Origin of the sequence: Alloyangia pacifica (genome assembly GCF_020524285.1) — a bacterium.
Classification (GTDB): domain Bacteria; phylum Pseudomonadota; class Alphaproteobacteria; order Rhodobacterales; family Rhodobacteraceae; genus Salipiger; species Salipiger pacificus_B.
In genome coordinates this window covers 39,232-55,513 of the sequence record NZ_JAIVKX010000002.1, presented here as the reverse complement: position 1 = coordinate 55,513, position 16,282 = coordinate 39,232, and the positions used below count along the sequence as shown (strand labels likewise).

Here is a 16,282-nt window from a genome sequence, read left to right as displayed (position 1 = left end):
GCTCAGCCGCGCACCGCGCCGTCGGAGCGCACCACGTATTTGAAGCTGGTCAGCTGTTCGGCGCCCACCGGGCCGCGGGCATGCATCTTGCCGGTGGCGATGCCGATCTCCGCGCCCATTCCGAACTCGCCGCCGTCGGCGAACTGGGTCGAGGAATTGACCATGACGATGGCGCTGTCGACGCGCTGGATGAACTTGTCGACCGCCGCCTCGTCCTGCGACAGGATGCAGTCGGTGTGCTGCGAGCCATAGCGGCGGATGTGGGCGATGGCGTCATCCTCGTCGGCGACGACCTTGGCGGCGATGATCTTGTCGAGATACTCGCGGCCCCAGTCGTCCTCGGTGGCCGGCATCACGCCCTCGATCTGCTGCAGGCCCGCGTCACCGCGGACCTCGACCCCTGCGTCGAGCAGCGCGCGGACCACGCCCTGCCCGACGGTGTCCATCGCCTCGCGGTGGATCAGCAGGCATTCGGCGGCGCCGCAGATGCCGGTGCGCCGGGTCTTAGCGTTGAGCACGACCTTGAGCGCGGTCACCGGGTCGGCGGCGCGGTCGATGTAGATGTGCACGATGCCCTCGAGATGGGCAAAGACCGGCACCCGCGCCTCGCGCTGCACGAGGCCGACGAGCCCCTTGCCGCCGCGCGGCACGATCACGTCCACATAGTCGGTCATGGTCAGCAGCTCCTGCACCGCGGCGCGCTCGCGCGTCGGCACCAGCTGGATCGCATCTTCCGGCAGTCCGGCCTTGCGCAACCCGTCGACGAGGCAGGCGTGGATCGCCGAGGAGCTGTGGAAGCTCTCCGACCCGCCGCGCAGGATCACCGCATTGCCCGACTTGAGGCAGAGCGCCCCGGCATCGGCGGTGACGTTCGGGCGGGATTCGTAGATCACCCCGATGACGCCGAGCGGCGTGCGCACGCGCTTGATCTGCAGCCCGCTGGGACGGTCCCACTCGGTGATCACCTCGCCCACGGGATCGCGCTGCGCGGCAATCGCCCGCAGCCCGTCGACCACGCCCTGAAGACGTTCCTCGGTCAGCAGCAGGCGGTCCATCATCGCGTCCGACAACCCCTTGTCGCGGCCGAACTGCATGTCCTTTTCATTGGCGGCGAGGATCTCGGCGCGGCGGGCCCAGACGGCGTCCGCCGCGGCCTCCAGCGCCTCGGTCTTGCGCTCTGGCGGGGTAAAGGCGAGCTCCGCGGCGGCGGCCTTGGCACGTTTGCCGAGGTCGATCATGGTCGCGTGGATGTCTGTCAGGTCTTTCATCGCTCTTTACCCTAGGTTTGGGGTTTGGAGCCCCCTTATAGCGCCGCGGCATTGAGGGATACAGAGCCGATTGCGCGCCGCCCCGGCGGATCGCAGGGATGGCCGGTGGCAGGCCATGCGTATTTTCAAAGAGAAGGAGCGGCGGGCTGGTCTGCGCCCGTCTTCTCTTTCCAAATACACCTTCTTCGCCCGCCGCCAGCGCGGCGCCGGGCAGGCCCGTTCAGAGCGCCATGTCGTCGCGGTGGATCAGCACGGCACGACCGGGATAGCCCAGCACCTGCTCGATCTCCGAGCTGTGGTGGCCGATGATCGCCTGCGCCTCTTCGGCGGTGTAGCGGGTCAGCCCCTGCCCCAGAGCGCGCCCCTCGGCGTCGCGGATCATCACCGGATCCCCGCGGCCGAATGCGCCCTCGGCCCGCGTCACGCCGACCGGCAGCAGCGAGCGCCCCTGCGCCAGCGCGGCGGCGGCGCCGGCATCGACGGTGAGCACGCCGCAGGGTTTCATCGCAAGGATCCAGCCCTTGCGTGCCGCGTGCGGGTCCATCTGCGGGGTAAACCAGGTGGCGTTCGCCCCCTCTTCCAGCGCGGTGAGCGGGTTCAGCACCGAGCCCTCGGTGATCGCCATGGCACAGCCCGCGCCGGTGGCGGTCTTGGCGGCCATGAGCTTGGTCTTCATCCCGCCCTTCGACAGGCCCGAGCCGGCGTCGCCGGCCATGGCTTCGATCTCGGGGGTGATCTGGTGGATGACGTCGTAGCGCCGCGCCTTCGGATCCTGCGCCGGGTTGGCGGTGTAGAACCCGTCGACGTCCGACAGCAGGATCAACTGGTCGGCGCCGACGGTGACGGCGACCTGCGCCGCCAGCCGGTCGTTGTCGCCGTAGCGGATCTCGTCGGTGGCGACGGTGTCGTTCTCGTTGACGATGGGCACCGCGCCGAAGCCGAGCAGCGTCTCCATCGTGGCGCGGGAGTTGAGATAGCGGCGGCGCGAGGCGGAATCCTCGAGCGTCACCAGTACCTGCGCGGTGGTGATGCCGTGCGGGACGAGCGCCTCTTCCCAGGCGCGGGCGAGGCGGATCTGCCCGACCGCGGCGGCGGCCTGGCTCTGCTCGAGCGGCAGGGCGACGGGCGGCAGCTTGAGGATGCCGCGCCCCAGGGCGATCGAGCCCGAAGAGACCAGCACCACATCGGCGCCGCGCGCCTTCACCCGGGCCACGTCGGCGGCCATGGAGGTCAGCCAGTCCTGGCGCAGCGCACCGGTCTGCTTGTCGACCAGCAGGGCCGAGCCGATCTTTACAACGAGGCGGCGAGCCTCGCTCAGGGTTGCCATGGGGTGTCTTCCTCGGGCGCCTCGCGCAGGCGGTTCTCGTCGATATAGCCGCGCAGTTCGCGCAGCACCTCGGTCACGCCCTCGCCGGCCGCGCCGGACATGAGCATCACCTTGCCGCCGGTCTTCGCCTCGAGCTCTTCCTTCAGGAAGGCGCGCTCCTCGTCGTCCAGCGCGTCGATCTTGTTGAGCACGGTGACCCGGGGCTTGTCGGCGAGACCCTCGCCGTAGGCCTCGATCTCGGTGATGATCGTCTCCCAGTCCTCGAGCAGCGTGCCCGAGGTGCCGTCGACGAGGTGCAGCAGCACGGCGCAGCGCTCGACGTGGCCGAGGAAGAGATCGCCAAGGCCGCGGCCTTCATGCGCGCCCTCGATCAGGCCGGGGATGTCGGCGACGACGAATTCCTTGCCGTCCACGCCGACGACGCCGAGGTTCGGGTGCAGCGTGGTGAACGGGTAGTCGGCGATCTTCGGGCGGGCATTGGAGGTCGCGGCGAGGAAGGTCGACTTGCCGGCATTCGGCAGGCCCAGCAGGCCCACATCTGCAATGAGTTTCAGCCGCAGCCAGATGGTGCGCTCGATGCCCGGCTGGCCGGGGTTGGCACGGCGCGGCGCCTGGTTGGTCGAGGTCTTGAAGTGCAGGTTGCCCCAGCCGCCGTTGCCGCCCTTGGCGAGCAGCACGCGCTGGCCGAGCTCGGTGAGGTCGGCGATCACCGTTTCCTCATCCTCGTCGAGGATCTCGGTGCCCACCGGCACCCGCAGCACGATGTCGTCGCCGTCGGCGCCGGTGCGCTGGCGGCCCATGCCCGGCACGCCGTTGCCGGCGAAGAAATGCTGCTGGTAGCGGAAGTCGATGAGCGTGTTGAGCCCGTCGACCGCCTCGGCCCAGACATCGCCGCCCCGGCCGCCATCGCCGCCGTCGGGCCCACCGTATTCGATGAACTTCTCGCGGCGGAAGGAGGTGCAGCCTTTGCCGCCCTGGCCGGATCGGATGTAGACCTTGCAAAGATCGAGGAATTTCATGGTCGGGCTTTCCGGCTGGATGACGTCGCGGCGCGAGTTCAATGCGGTTGCGGCGCGGTTTAGCGCGACTCGACGCGCGGCTCAAGTTGCGGGCCGGGCGTCCTTGGGGCGCTGCCCCCGCCGCGCTCCGCGCGGCTCCCCCGGGATATTTCGATCCAGACGAAGGACCTGCAGCCCCTCCTCCGAAATGCGGCTCCCCAAAAGCAGAAACGCCGCGCGGCCCGGAGGCTGCGAGGCGTCTGCGTTCCGAAGAAAGTGGCGCGGTTGACGGGGCTCGAACCCGCGACCCCCGGCGTGACAGGCCGGTACTCTAACCAACTGAGCTACAACCGCGCTTTTCTGCCGGTCATCAATCCTAGGTAGCGGTGGCGCGGTTGACGGGGCTCGAACCCGCGACCCCCGGCGTGACAGGCCGGTACTCTAACCATCTGAGCTACAACCGCTCGCTACCGTCTGGACTGTGTCCCGAACGTGGGGCGCTTTTAGGCGGGGGGCCGGACCCCGTCAAGCGCTTTCCTAGGGGCAGTTGCGGATTTTTCTTCGGGCCCTCGAAAAACCTGTCCCGCGGCGCCTCCGCGCAGGCCGCGGCGCGACATATTCCAGGTTTTTCCCTTATGGATCAATAATCTGCGCGTATCCTCGGCGAAGACGCCCGATCCGCGACCGCAACCTATTTTGTCGCCGCGTCCCGTGCCATGCGCTCAAGCTCCGCAGAAATAAGGATCATCCGCGACACCTGTCCGCGACTTTCGCTGCGCGCCAGTTCATAGGCGCAATGCTCGAGCAGCGCCGCCGACAACCGCAGCAGTTCCGAGACCGAGTCAGCCCCGCGCAGTTCCTGCGCCCGCGCGATGACATCCTCGAACACCGGCACATCGACCAGCGCCCCGCCAGCCGGCGTCTGCTCATTTTCAGTGTAGAGTCGTCCCACGTCCCCGCACTCCTAGCTCCCAGTTTAATCCCGTGCCGCGCGCGGAAGAGCCCATCGGCCCGCGCCCGACACTGTCCCCTTTGACTTTCCGCCCGGCCCGGTCTTCGGACCCGGTGTTGCACGGCGCAGCGAAAGTTCCGCCTTCGGCCGCCATGGCGGCGCGCATCCCCATGCGCGGACATCCGGGCCGCGCCGCAAGGGCCCGACCTGACGCCAATCCGCATCAGGCTAACACAGGTGGCGCCCCAAAAAAGCCTTTATTTTCCCGATCGAGACCGCTGCGTCCCCTGCGCCACATGCAGCAACGAGGCGCCCTGCAACGCCGGTGCGCAAGACAATGACGAGGCCGAGATACGCCGCCGCGGGCTTGCGGAGACCTCGGAATTGGACGAGAAAGTGCAATTGATTGCAGATAGATACACAAGCGACACCACGTGAAGGCACTACTGGCTCAGGATCTCGGGCTGATCGACACCACGGGGAGGCAGCTGCCGCTCAGTATCGAGGACTACATTTCAATGCTCTGCCAGGCCCAGACCTGGCGATATCTATCGCTTGTGCTGGTGGTTCTGGTCGCGTCCGACCCGCTGGGGCTGTCCGACCGGCTCCCATTGGCGGCCTACCTGCTGGCCTGGGCCTTCGGCGTCGGCTGCTATTTCGGCAGCCAGATCCTGTTGATGCTAGGAGTGGCATCGCTGCGCCGCCTGTTGCCGCGCGGCCCGGTCTACTGGCCGCTCCTGTCGCTGCTGGCGCTAGGCCCGACCCTGCTGCTGCTGGAGCATGCGCTGAGCTTCGCGCTCGGCGCCCCGCTGGGCGCCCTGATCATGCGCCGAATGCTCTACCTGCTGGTCAGCATCGTCATGTTCGAGACGATCTTCATGCGGTTCGTCCGCGCCGCGCCGCCCGCCACCGGCGCCGAGGACCCCGCGCCGGGCGCCGGGCAAGGCGCCGCTGCGGACGCCGATAACGACGGCCCCGAGCACGTCGTTGCTGCGGCGGCCGAACCCGACGGCGACGAACCCGAGGTCGACATGCCCGCATCCCGCGTACTGTTGATCGGGGCGCAGCCGGTGCCGCTCGACGAGCTGAACTACCTCGAGGCGCGGCAGCATCACGTGCATGCCAGCCTGACCGCCGGCACGCTCACCCTGCGCACCCGGCTGGCGGATGTGCTGGCCCAGACCCGGCCCGAGGACGGCGTGCAGACGCATCGCTCCTGGTGGGTGGCGCGCCGCGCCGTGCGCGGGCTCGAGGAGGAAGGCGGCAAGCCGGTGCTGCGGCTGCTCGGCGGCGCCGGGGTGCCCGTGGCGCGGGCGCGCATTCCGGAGATCGAGCGCTGGATCGCCACCCATATCGCCTGACCCTTGCAGTGCCGGCTTTCCCCGCCTCCTGAGCGGCGCGCGCCCTTTACCCCGGCCCGCGCATTTCCTATATCTTCGCTCAGGAACCCTAGGAAGGACCCGCCATGACCGATGCACCGCTTGAAGGCGCCCCGCTGATCGCGCCCTCCAGCACCGATCACCCGCTGTACGATTCGGTCGTCGAAGCGTGCCGCACGGTGTTCGACCCCGAGATCCCGGTGAACATCTACGACCTCGGCCTGATCTACACGATCGAGATCGCTGCCGAAGGCGAGGTGAAGGTGATCATGACCCTGACCGCACCGGGCTGCCCGGTGGCGGGCGAGATGCCGGGCTGGGTGCAGGACGCCGTGGCCTCGGTGCCGGGCGTGAAGGACGTTGACGTCGACATGGTCTTCGATCCGCCCTGGGGCATGGACATGATGTCCGACGAGGCCCGGCTGGAGCTGGGCTTTATGTAAGCCACTCAGCGACACGCAGCCGACCCGAGCGCGCCCTTCTGGCGCGCTTTTTCTTTGTCTGCCGACCCGCCGCCGCCTCCAATTCCGCGCCCTTCTCTTCGACCCTCTCGTGGCCAGGCGCGGGAACCCGCGGGCGGGTTGCGCCGTTGGGCTGCGATGACCCTGCTCGCCCGCCTCCTGCCGCTCGCCCTACTCGCGTTGTTCGCCGCCCTGCCCGCCCCCCTGCGCGCGCAGGACCAGGGGCTCGACCGCTGGTACCAGGTCGAGATGGTCAACCCCGGCCTGGGATCGGCGCCGCAGAACATCGACCGGACCACCCCGCGCGCCGCGCTCGAGAGCTTTCTGTTCCGCGCCGACGCCGAGGACTGGGAAGGCGCGGCGCATCTTCTGGACCTGTCGAGCATCGAGCCCGGAGAGCAGGCCGAACTCGGCCCCGAACGCGCCCGGCAATTCGCCACGCTCATGGATCGCAAGATCATGATCGACTGGTACGACCTGCGCGACCGGCCCGATGGCGTCGATGCGCGCACCAAGGATTCGCCCATGGCCGGCGAGCCGCGCCGCTCGCTGCTGCTGTGGTACGTCAAGCTGGGCGACCGACCCGTGCCGATCCGCATCAACCGGGTGAAGCCCGCCACCGGCGAGCCGGTCTGGCTGGTCTCGCGGCAGACCGTGCAGGCGCTGCCCGCTCTCGCCGATGCTTTCGGTCCCACCAAGCTCGAAGAGGCACTGCCCGCGCCGCTGCGCGAACGCGCCTTCTGGGGGCTGCGCTGGTGGGAGGTCATCGCATTGCCGCTGGTGCTGATCGTCACCGGCGTCATCGGCTTTTTCGTGAACGGGCTGATGTCGCGCGGGCTCAACCGCTCGCTGCGTGACGCGCCCTATTCCATGCTCGTGGCGCTGCGCGGACCGGTCACCCTTTCGGTGATCAGCGCGTCGATGTCGCTGCTCACCCGCCATGTCTTCGTGTTCTCGGGCCGGATCGACACGATTCTCTCGCCGCTGATCATTCTCGGCTTCGTTTCGGCCGTGCTCTGGCTGGTGATCAACGTCGCCGACGTGATTCTCAACCGGCTGGTGAAATTCGACGGCGACGAACTGGCCGAGATGGGCGACGGCCAGGAGCAGCGCCGCAATATCGCCACCCGCGTTTCGGCGGCACGGCGCGCGGTGATCGTGCTGGTGGTGCTGGTCGGCGCTGGCATCGTCATCTCCGAGGCCAGCGTGATGCGCTCGCTCGGCATCTCGCTCTTGGCCTCGGCGGGCACCGCGACGATCATCCTCGCCTATGCCGGGCGCAACGTGCTGACCAATATCATGGCCTCGATGCAGATCGCGCTGAACCAGTCGGCGCGAATCGGCGACAAGGTGCTGTTCAAGGGCCACCTCTGCTCGGTCGAGCGCATCCATTTCACCTACGTCCAGCTCCGGGTCTGGACCGGGCAGCGCCTGGTGGTGCCGGTGGTGGATTTTGTCGCCGAACCCTTCGAGAACTGGACCATGCAGGAACATTTCCTGATCCGCGAAGTGGTGCTGCGGCTGTCGCACAACGCCAAGGTCGAAAAACTGCGCCAGCGCTACGACGAGATTCTCGACGACATGGAGGGGATCGCCGACCGCCCCGAATCGCGTGGGGTCTATGTCTCGCAGCACGACGTCTTCGGGCAGGAAGTCCTGTTCCTCATCCCCTGCCCGGATCCGAATATCGCCTGGTCGCTGGAATGCGAGGCGCGCGAGCGGCTGCTGGCAGCGGCGCAGGAGCTCGACAGCGAGGCGCAGCCGATCTTCCCGGAGGCGAGCCCCGCCGAGGCGGCCTGAGCGCAGCGCGCCCGGCCCGCCGCCCCGGCAGACCCCCGACCATAAGCGCGCCCCGGCGCCGCTCTCCCTATGGGCGCCCCTTGTTTCCCGCGCGGCAGGGCCTTAAATTCCTGACAAAGCTCATAGGAGACGCGAATGTTCGGCATTCCCGGAAAACAGGCAGTCACCATCACCCCCGCCGCGGTGACGCAGGTGCGCAAGCTGATGGATCGCGACGGCCGCGCGGGCCTGCGCATCGGCGTCAAGAAGGGCGGCTGCGCCGGCATGGAATACACCATGGATTTCGTCGATGCGCCCGAGGCCAACGACGAGGTCGTGGAACAGGACGGCGCGCGCGTGCTGATCGCACCGATGGCGCAGATGTTCCTTTTCGGCACTGAGATCGACTACCAGACCTCGCTGCTGGAATCGGGATTCAAGTTCAACAATCCCAACGTGACCGACGCCTGCGGCTGCGGCGAGTCGATCAAGTTCAAGGACATCGAGGAACTCGAGGCCGAGCGCCAAGTCTCGGACCAGGGCCCGGAATAAGCGCGGCCCCACCTCCCCCTCGGCGCATCCCGCCCTATCTCCTTGATTGCGCAACCAAGCTTGACGCTGCGGGCTGCGCCGCGATGATACGCGCGACACTCAACGAGAGGAGCAACGATGCGCAGGAAACTTGCCGCCGGCAACTGGAAGATGAACGGGCTGGCCGCCGCGCTGGATGAGCTGAAGGCCATGTCCGAGGCGAATGGCGGCGAGACCGAGGTGCTGATCTGCCCGCCTGCCACACTGGTCGCCCAAGCTGCCTCTGTAGCCGGAAAGATCGCCATTGGCGGGCAGGATTGCCACGCGAAGACCTCGGGCGCCCACACCGGCGATGTCTCGGCAGATATGCTCAAGGACGCCGGCGCCAGCTACGTGATTCTCGGCCACTCCGAGCGCCGCACCGACCATGGCGAGACCGACGAGGACGTGCGCGCCAAGACCCGCGCCGCCTGGGACGCCGGGCTGAGCGCCGTGGTCTGCGTCGGCGAGAGCCTTTCGCAGCGCGAGGCCTCGAACACGCTCGACATCATCGCAGGACAGCTCGCGGGCTCGCTCCCCGATGGCGCCACCGGGCACAATCTCGTGGTCGCCTACGAGCCGATCTGGGCCATCGGCACCGGCAAGGTGCCGACCACCGACCAGATCGGCGAGGTGCATGACTTCATGCGCGCCAAGCTCGAGAAACGCTTCGGCGAGGGCGTCGGCCGCTCGGTCCGCCTGCTCTACGGCGGCTCGGTGAAGCCCGGCAACGCCGACGAGATCTTCGCGGTGTCGAACGTCGACGGAGCGCTCGTGGGCGGCGCCAGCCTCAAGGCAGCGGATTTCGTGCCGATCATCGAGGCGCTTGGCGCCAGCTGAACCGGCGCAACAATGCGTATTTGAAAAGAGAAGAAGCAGGGGATAGCCCACCGTCCCCTGCTTCTTCTCTTTGATAAATACGCCCGCCGGAGGCGGTCCTGCCCTAAAAGCAAACGCGGCGCCCCAGATGAGAGCGCCGCGCTTTCGATTATCCCACTGCCGCAGGCGGCTCAGTTGGTGATGATCTCCGGCCCCATGAAGGTGGTCGGCAGCCAGGTCGACAGCCACGGGATGTAGGTCACCATGATCAGGAAGACGAAGAGCACCGCGAGGAACGGCAGCGCTGCCTTCACCACCCGCATCATCGGCATGCCCGCGACGCCCGAGGTGACGAAGAGGTTCAGGCCGACCGGCGGGGTGATCATGCCGATCTCCATGTTGACCACCATGATGATGCCCAGGTGGATCGGGTCGATGCCCAGCTCGATGGCGATCGGGAAGACCAGCGGCGCGACGATCACCAGCAGGCCCGAGGGCTCCATGAACTGGCCACCGATCAGCAGGATCACGTTGACGATCACCAGGAAGACAACCGGGCCGAAGCCCGCGTCCAGCATGGCGGCGGCGATCTGCTGCGGGATCTGCTCGTCGGTCAGCACGTGCTTGAGGATCAGCGCGTTGGCGATGATGAACATCAGGGTGATGGTCAGCTTGCCCGCCTCGAAGAGCGTGTCGCGGGTGTCGCGGTGGAAGAAGGCGGTGATAAGCGCGATCGGCTTCTTGATCAGCGGCAGGTTCGGCGCGCCGTCCTTGCCGGCGAGCGGCCCCATGTCGCGATAGACGAAGTTGGCGATGAAGAAGGCGTAGACCGCCGCCACCGCGGCCGCTTCGGTCGGGGTGAAGATGCCGCCGTAGATGCCGCCGAGGATGATCACGATGAGGAACAGGCCCCACATTGCCTCGCGGCCCGAGCGAATCGCCTCGCCCCAGCCCATCCACTCGCCTTTCGGCAGGCCGCGGATGCGGGCAATGGCGTAGATGGTGATCATCAGCATGGTGCCCGCGAGCAGGCCCGGGATCACACCGGCGAGGAACATCCGGCCCACCGACACATCGGTCGCCGAGGCGTAGACCACCATCACGATCGACGGCGGGATGAGAATGCCCAGGGTGCCCGCGTTGGCGATGACGCCGGCCGCGAAATCCTTCGAATAGCCCACCTGCCGCATGCCGGCGATGACGATCGAGCCGATGGCCACCACGGTCGCGGGCGACGAGCCCGAGAGCGCCGCGAAGAGCATGCAGGCGAAAACGCCGGCGATGGCGAGACCACCGTGGAAATGGCCCACGAGCGAGATCGAGAAGCGGATGATCCGCCGCGCGACGCCGCCCGTCGACATGAACGACGAGGCGAGGATGAAGAAGGGAATGGCAAGCAGCGTGTAGTGCCCCGCCATGGCCTGGAACATCGACTGCGCCACCGAGGCCAGCGAAGTGTCCGACAGGGCCAGCAGGAAGATGATCGACGACAGGCCGAGCGAGACCGCGATGGGCAGGCCGATGAGCATCAGACCGATGATGCAGACGAAAAGGAGAAAGACTTCCATCGGACTCAGTCCTCGCGGTTCATGTGGGCGACGTCATCGACGGCGTCTTCGGCTTCGTGGCTGACGATCAGGCTGTCCTGCTTGCCGGTCCAGATGCGCACGCCGGCCTGGATGAAGCGGAAGAGCAGCAGAGCCATGCCGAAGGGCAGGATCGCGTAGGGGATGAAGCGCGGCAGTTTCTCGTAGGCCTCGCCCTCGTTGATCATCGGTTCGATGAAGCGCAGCCAGTCCGGCATCGGGATGTCCACAACCTCGTACCAGGAGCGGTAGGAGGTGCGCTTCATCTCCTCGAAGCCGGTGGGGAACCAGCGCCCGGTGGTCTGCGGCAGGTTGGCGAAGTTGGCCCAGTAGTCCCAGGCGCCCTTGAACAGCAGGAAGGCGTAGAAGATGCAGAGCGCCGCGGCGATCAGCGCCAGCACGCGGCGCACGGTGGTCGGCAGCAGGCTGGTGACCGCATCGACCCCGAGGTGCGCGGTGACCTTCACCGCGTAGCTCACCCCGAAGAGCACCAGCCAGGCGAAGAGGAAGGTCACCGCCTCGAGGCCCCAGATCACCCCGGTGTTGAATCCGTAGCGCAGGACGACGTTGACGAAGGTAAGGAGCGTCATCAGCCCGAGGATCACGGCGATCGCCGTCTCCTCCAGCTCGTTGACGAAGCGGCCCAAAGCGGAACCGCCGTGCATGGTATTGGACATCTTGTCCCCCGCTATGCCGGATGGGTTGCCCCAAGATGAGTATTCGGGTGTGAAAAGGCCCGGCCCCGCGCTGCGCAGGACCGGGCCGAAGGCAACGGCGCCGGATCAGAACTGCGCGTTGAACTCCTGCGCGGCGGCGATGTTGTCGGCGCCGACTTCATCCTCGAAGCGCTCCCAGACCGGCTTCATCGCGTCGACCCAGGCCTGGCGCTGCTCGGGGGTCAGTTCGCGGATCACGCCACCTGCGTCGAGGATCGCCTGACGGTTGTCGGCATCGACCTCGGCGATCGCGGCGTTGCGGGTCGCGGTGACCTCGTCGAGGATCTGGCCCATCTGCATGCGCACGTCCTCCGGCAGGCTCTCCCACCAGTCGACCGAGGTGACGACCATGTAGTCGAGCACGCCGTGGTTGGTCTCGGTGGTGCCGTCCTGAACCTCGAAGAACTTCTGGCCGTAGATGTTGGACCAGGTGTTTTCCTGCCCGTCGACAACGCCGGTCTGCAGCGCGCCGTAGACTTCCGAGAAGGCCATCGGCTGCGGCGAGGCGCCGAGCTGCTCCATGTTCGCCTTCAGCACCTCGGAGGGCTGCACGCGGAACTTGAGGCCCTTGGCATCTTCCGGCGAGATCAGCGGCTTGTTGGCCGAGAACTGGGTCAGGCCGTTGTGCCAGAAGCCGAGACCGAGAAGGCCGCGACGGACCATGGATTCCTTCATGTCCTGGCCGATGTCGGAGTTCTGGAAGGCGTCCACGGCTTCCATGTTCACGAACATGAACGGCAGATCGAAGATGCGGAACACCTTGGTGAACTGCTCGAATTTCGACAGCGAGGGCGCGGCCATCTGCACGTCGCCGTTCAGCATCGCCTCGAGCACCTGGTCATCGTTATAGAGGGTCGAGTTCGGGAAGATCTCGACGCAGGCCTTGCCGTCCATCTCCTCGTTGACGCGGTCGGCGAACAGCTGCGCCGCGATGCCCTTGGGGTGCTTGTCGGTGTTGGTGACGTGGCTGAACTTGACGACGATCTCGCCGTCGTCGCAGGCAGCGGTTGCGGCCTGGGTGCCGGACACGAGTGCGGTCACCGCGGCTGCGGTCATCAGAAACTTCTTCATGGTATCCTCCCGGAACTTCCGTTTTCCGTCCTCGGCGGCCCGGTGCTCCCTCGTGGCCGCCCTGAAGATGAAGAAATATTCCGGCGGAGTTTCGCGCAACATTTTTGAGATATCCGCGTTACATTTATATTTTATATTTATTTTCAATTACTTATTAAATAACTCTGTACGAAGTCCAAAATCACCCCGCGCCCCATGTGCGAAATACCGCACGCGATCCCACCGAGCCTGTGCGGAAATCCACACAGTTTTCGCGCCGCCCGAAAAACCGGCAGAGCGCGGAATCGCCGCTCAGCGATAGTCCTCTGCGCGAATGCCGTATTTCGCCAGCTTGTCGTAGAAGGTCTTGCGCGGCAGCTTCAGCGCCTGCGCCGCGGCGCTTGCCTGCCCGCCGGTCCGCTTCAGCGCCTCGACCAGCAGCGAGCGTTCGACCTGCGCCAGCCGCTCGGTCAGCCCCAGCCCCGCGCCCGCATCCTCGCTTTCACCCAGCCCCAGCGCGAAGCGCATGGCCGCCGACATCAGCGCCCGCGTGTTGCCCGGCCAGTCACGCGCAATGAGCCCCGAGATCACCTCCTCGGTGATCTCGGGCGCCTCCAGCCCGGCCTGCTCGGCGGCCTGCGCCACGTAATGCCGGAACAGCACCGGGATGTCCTCGGGCCGCTCGGCCAGCGCCGGGATGTGGATCTGCATGACCTCGAGCCGGTAGAAGAGCTCCGCGGAGAAGGCCCCGCTCGCCACCTCCTTCGCCAGATCGTGCACCGTCCCGGCGATCAGCCGGGTGCCGCCCTCGTCCAGAAGGTCGATGAGCGCGAGCTGGCTGTCCCTGGGCAGCTGGCAGATCTCGTCGAGAAAGACCGTCCCCGCCGCGCAGCCGTGCCAGACTTCGCCGAGCGCGGCCCGGTCCAGCCCCGCCGCCGAGCGCTTCTCGAACGGCCCCTTGGAGCGGCTCGAACAGAGATGCACCACCTCGGCGACCTTCGAGATGCCCGAGCCCGGTGCGCCGGTGACCAGCACGTCGGTGCCCGCGCGCGCCGCCACCCGGCATCGCGCGCGCAGCCCGTCGGCCTTGCGCGAGATGCCGAAGAGCATGCGCGCGGCGGCATCGCCGGTCTCCAGCTCGGCCTTCAGCCGGCGGTTCTCCAGCACCAGCCTGCGGGTGCGTAGCGCGCGCTCGACCACCGCCGTCAGATCGCCCGGCGCGCAGGGTTTTTCGAGGAAGTCGAAGGCCCCCGCCGCCATCGCCCGCACCGCCATCGGGATATCGCCCTCGCCGGTCAGCAGGATCACCGGCAGCTCGGGATCCTGACGGTGCGCGTAGTCCAGCAAGTGGAAGCCGTCGCGCCCCGGCATGCGGATGTCCGAGACGATCACCCCCTCAAAGCCCGGCACGATCATCTCCTTGCATTCGACGAAGCTGCCGGCCGTCACCGCGTCGAGATCGGCCAGCTCGAGCGTCTGGCCAAGCGCCTCGCGCACCGCCGCGTCGTCGTCCACCAGTAGCACCCGCCGGGTCATGCGCTCTTCTCCACCTGTGTGACCTCCTGCTCCGCCTGCCGCAGGTCGAGCGTGAACTGCGCGCCGCCGCCGGGCAGGTTCTCGCCGCGCAGCTTGCCACCGAACCCTTCGACGATGCCGTAGGAGATCGACAGGCCGAGCCCCATGCCCTCTTCGGGGCCGACCTCCTTGGTCGAGTAGAAGGGATCGAAGATGCGGTCGGGCTCGCGGATGCCGGGGCCGGTGTCGCGGATCGTCAGCCGCACCATGCCCGCCGCGTCGTCATGGATCATGCGCAGGGTCAGGCGGCGAACCTCCTGCCCCTCCATCGCGTCGAGCGCATTGGAAATGAGGTTCACCACCACCTGGCTCAGCCGCACCTCGCCGCCCATGACGATGGCGGGCCGGTCCGGGCGCTGCCAGTCGACGGTTGCGCCGGCCTTTTCGATCCGGCCCTGCATCAGCTCCAGGGCCTGCTCCACGACCGCCGCCAGCCCGATGCGATGCGCCGGTCCCGGCTCGGCCTTGGCGAAGGCCCGCAGGTTCTTGATGATCCGCCCCATGCGCCCTGCCATGTCGCTGATCCGTCCGAGGTTCTCCGCCGCCCGCTCGGGCTTGCCGCGATCAAGAAAGGCGGCACCGTTCTCGGCAAAGGAGCGGATCGCCATCAGCGGCTGGTTCAGCTCGTGGCTGATCCCGGCGCTCATCTTGCCGAGCGCGGTGAGTTTCGAGGCCTGCACCAGCTCGGCCTGCGCGCGCTTCAGCGCCGCCTCGGCCTCCTGCCGCTCGACCACCTCGCGGCGAAGCGCGCGGTTGGCCTCTTCGAGATCGCGGGTGCGTGCGGTGACGCGCGCTTCCAGCTCGAGGTTGATCGCCGCCAGCGCCCGCCGCCGCTCGAGCGCGAACCACAGCAGCGCCACGAAGAACAGCACCCCCGCCGCCACCGCCGCCGCCTGCAGCAGCGCGTAACGCCGCGCCGGGCGCACGTCGATCAGCAGCACGCCGGTCATGCCGATCACCGGCAGGTCGACCGTGCGCCGCAGCGCGCGGGCGGGGATGTAGGGCGACCAGTTCTGCGACAGGATCGTGTAGGTGTCGAGGTAGGTCGCCTCGGTGTCGTAGCGACGCCCAGAGGGCGAGACCATCCCGTCCCCCTCGCGCCGCCAGCCCAGCAGCTCGGTGCGGTTGGTGACGAAGACCGTGCCCTCCTCGTCGAGGAAGAACACCGCCGGCAGCGAGCCGCGCCAGTCGCGCTCCAGCACCGCCGCATCGACGATCACCACCAGCACGCCGCGCACCTCGCCAGAGGCGGCAAAGCTGGGCGCGGCGTAGAAGAAGACCCGCTCCGCCTCGCCCGGCCCCTCGCCATGGGCAACGCCGAGCGCGCCGGTGAGGGCGCGGCGGAAGTAGCTGCTGCGCGGCACGTCCGGCGGCATCGGCCCGCCCGACGAAGCAAGCAGCTCCCCGGAGGCATCCATGTAGAAGGCGCTCACCGCACCGGTGCGATCCGCGGCGCCGAGCAGCATCGCCTCGGCCTCGGCTTTCGATCCGCCCTCGTGCAGCGCCTCCAGCGCCGGGTGCCGGGCGGTGAGCACGGCGAACTCGCGGTAGCGCTGCAGCTGGGTGACCAGACGGTCGGAGGCGAGGTCGAGGTCGCTCTGCCCGCGCGCGGCCAGCGGCCCCAGCGCCTGCAGGTAGCCGTAATGCCACACGCTGCCCGCCAGAGCGGCCACGAAGGCGAGCGTCAGCGCCAGCCAGGCGGCGCGGCTCCGGGTCAGCAGGTCCCAGCTCATGGTCCCTCATAGCAAGACCGCCCTTGCCAAGAAAGCGGGCGCGTGGCCTAGGGTTGCGCCATGACCCAG

The 16,282-nt window shown here is 67.6% G+C and carries 14 protein-coding genes and 2 tRNA genes; 5 read left to right on the top strand and 11 right to left on the bottom strand.

The annotated features are described in order from the left end of the window. Window positions 1-2: 2 nt before the first annotated feature. From LC039_RS01125 to LC039_RS01100, 6 genes are all read right to left on the bottom strand, one after another. Entirely contained in the window at window positions 3-1,268 is a 1,266-nt protein-coding gene (locus LC039_RS01125; protein WP_226621223.1) for a glutamate-5-semialdehyde dehydrogenase, read from the bottom strand. Between the two features lie 220 nt (window positions 1,269-1,488). Continuing rightward, window positions 1,489-2,595, bottom strand: coding sequence for a glutamate 5-kinase (gene proB, locus LC039_RS01120; protein ID WP_226621222.1), 1,107 nt, complete (start codon window positions 2,593-2,595; stop codon window positions 1,489-1,491). Further along, window positions 2,583-3,614 (bottom strand): GTPase ObgE, encoded by a 1,032-nt coding sequence (gene obgE / locus LC039_RS01115; RefSeq protein ID WP_226621221.1) that lies wholly within the window; start codon window positions 3,612-3,614, stop codon window positions 2,583-2,585. The genes proB and obgE overlap by 13 nt, the downstream gene beginning before the upstream one ends. Before the next feature lie 256 nt (window positions 3,615-3,870). Further along, a tRNA-Asp gene (locus tag LC039_RS01110) sits at window positions 3,871-3,947 on the bottom strand. A gap of 33 nt (window positions 3,948-3,980) precedes the next feature. After that, a tRNA-Asp gene (locus LC039_RS01105) sits at window positions 3,981-4,057 on the bottom strand. A gap of 227 nt (window positions 4,058-4,284) precedes the next feature. Further along, on the bottom strand, window positions 4,285-4,545 hold the full coding sequence (locus LC039_RS01100) for a hypothetical protein (RefSeq protein ID WP_226621220.1): 261 nt from the start codon (window positions 4,543-4,545) through the stop codon (window positions 4,285-4,287). A 434-nt stretch (window positions 4,546-4,979) separates the two neighbouring features. Between LC039_RS01100 and LC039_RS26955 the strand changes: the two genes are divergently transcribed. From LC039_RS26955 to tpiA, 5 genes are all read left to right on the top strand, one after another. After that, window positions 4,980-5,906 (top strand): LytTR family DNA-binding domain-containing protein, encoded by a 927-nt coding sequence (locus LC039_RS26955; RefSeq protein WP_226621219.1) that lies wholly within the window; start codon window positions 4,980-4,982, stop codon window positions 5,904-5,906. Between the two features lie 104 nt (window positions 5,907-6,010). Continuing rightward, window positions 6,011-6,367: an SUF system Fe-S cluster assembly protein gene (locus tag LC039_RS01090; RefSeq protein WP_226621218.1), complete on the top strand. Its 357-nt coding sequence runs from the start codon at window positions 6,011-6,013 to the stop codon at window positions 6,365-6,367. 156 nt (window positions 6,368-6,523) lie between these two features. Beyond that, window positions 6,524-8,185, top strand: coding sequence for a mechanosensitive ion channel family protein (locus LC039_RS01085; protein ID WP_226621217.1), 1,662 nt, complete (start codon window positions 6,524-6,526; stop codon window positions 8,183-8,185). A gap of 135 nt (window positions 8,186-8,320) precedes the next feature. After that, on the top strand, window positions 8,321-8,716 hold the full coding sequence (locus tag LC039_RS01080; RefSeq protein ID WP_226621216.1) for a HesB/IscA family protein: 396 nt from the start codon (window positions 8,321-8,323) through the stop codon (window positions 8,714-8,716). A gap of 117 nt (window positions 8,717-8,833) precedes the next feature. Continuing rightward, window positions 8,834-9,574, top strand: coding sequence for a triose-phosphate isomerase (gene tpiA, locus LC039_RS01075; RefSeq protein WP_226621215.1), 741 nt, complete (start codon window positions 8,834-8,836; stop codon window positions 9,572-9,574). A gap of 170 nt (window positions 9,575-9,744) precedes the next feature. On the opposite strand, the gene LC039_RS01070 is transcribed toward tpiA, so the two are convergent. The 5 genes from LC039_RS01070 to LC039_RS01050 all read right to left on the bottom strand — a co-directional run bounded on the left by LC039_RS01070 (window position 9,745) and on the right by LC039_RS01050 (window position 16,213). Next, window positions 9,745-11,121, bottom strand: a complete 1,377-nt coding sequence (locus LC039_RS01070; RefSeq protein ID WP_226621214.1) for a TRAP transporter large permease — start codon at window positions 11,119-11,121, stop codon at window positions 9,745-9,747. Window positions 11,122-11,126: 5 nt separating this feature from the next. Next, window positions 11,127-11,816 carry a TRAP transporter small permease gene (locus LC039_RS01065; protein ID WP_226621213.1) on the bottom strand — a complete coding sequence of 230 codons (690 nt, stop codon included), beginning with the start codon at window positions 11,814-11,816 and terminating at the stop codon, window positions 11,127-11,129. A gap of 105 nt (window positions 11,817-11,921) precedes the next feature. Beyond that, window positions 11,922-12,926 (bottom strand): TRAP transporter substrate-binding protein, encoded by a 1,005-nt coding sequence (locus LC039_RS01060; protein ID WP_226621212.1) that lies wholly within the window; start codon window positions 12,924-12,926, stop codon window positions 11,922-11,924. A 291-nt stretch (window positions 12,927-13,217) separates the two neighbouring features. After that, window positions 13,218-14,441, bottom strand: a complete 1,224-nt coding sequence (locus LC039_RS01055) for a sigma-54-dependent transcriptional regulator (protein ID WP_226621211.1) — start codon at window positions 14,439-14,441, stop codon at window positions 13,218-13,220. Next, the gene (locus tag LC039_RS01050) at window positions 14,438-16,213 is read right to left on the bottom strand and encodes an ATP-binding protein (protein WP_226621210.1); all 1,776 of its coding nucleotides are present in this window, start codon (window positions 16,211-16,213) and stop codon (window positions 14,438-14,440) included. Before LC039_RS01050 ends, LC039_RS01055 begins: the two co-directional genes overlap by 4 nt. Window positions 16,214-16,282 lie beyond the last annotated feature (69 nt).

Bases quoted from the DNA above. Each gene is read 5' to 3' on its own strand.
- proB (WP_226621222.1), bottom strand. From the start codon at position 2,595: ATGGCAACCCTGAGCGAGGCTCGCCGCCTCGTTGTAAAGATCGGCTCG.
- LC039_RS01125 (WP_226621223.1), bottom strand. From the start codon at position 1,268: ATGAAAGACCTGACAGACATCCACGCGACCATGATCGACCTCGGCAAA.
- LC039_RS01070 (WP_226621214.1), bottom strand. From the start codon at position 11,121: ATGGAAGTCTTTCTCCTTTTCGTCTGCATCATCGGTCTGATGCTCATC.
- LC039_RS01055 (WP_226621211.1), bottom strand. From the start codon at position 14,441: ATGACCCGGCGGGTGCTACTGGTGGACGACGACGCGGCGGTGCGCGAG.
- LC039_RS01085 (WP_226621217.1), top strand. From the start codon at position 6,524: ATGACCCTGCTCGCCCGCCTCCTGCCGCTCGCCCTACTCGCGTTGTTC.
- LC039_RS01065 (WP_226621213.1), bottom strand. From the start codon at position 11,816: ATGTCCAATACCATGCACGGCGGTTCCGCTTTGGGCCGCTTCGTCAAC.
- LC039_RS01060 (WP_226621212.1), bottom strand. From the start codon at position 12,926: ATGAAGAAGTTTCTGATGACCGCAGCCGCGGTGACCGCACTCGTGTCC.
- tpiA (WP_226621215.1), top strand. From the start codon at position 8,834: ATGCGCAGGAAACTTGCCGCCGGCAACTGGAAGATGAACGGGCTGGCC.
- LC039_RS01080 (WP_226621216.1), top strand. From the start codon at position 8,321: ATGTTCGGCATTCCCGGAAAACAGGCAGTCACCATCACCCCCGCCGCG.
- LC039_RS01050 (WP_226621210.1), bottom strand. From the start codon at position 16,213: ATGAGCTGGGACCTGCTGACCCGGAGCCGCGCCGCCTGGCTGGCGCTG.
- obgE (WP_226621221.1), bottom strand. From the start codon at position 3,614: ATGAAATTCCTCGATCTTTGCAAGGTCTACATCCGATCCGGCCAGGGC.
- LC039_RS01090 (WP_226621218.1), top strand. From the start codon at position 6,011: ATGACCGATGCACCGCTTGAAGGCGCCCCGCTGATCGCGCCCTCCAGC.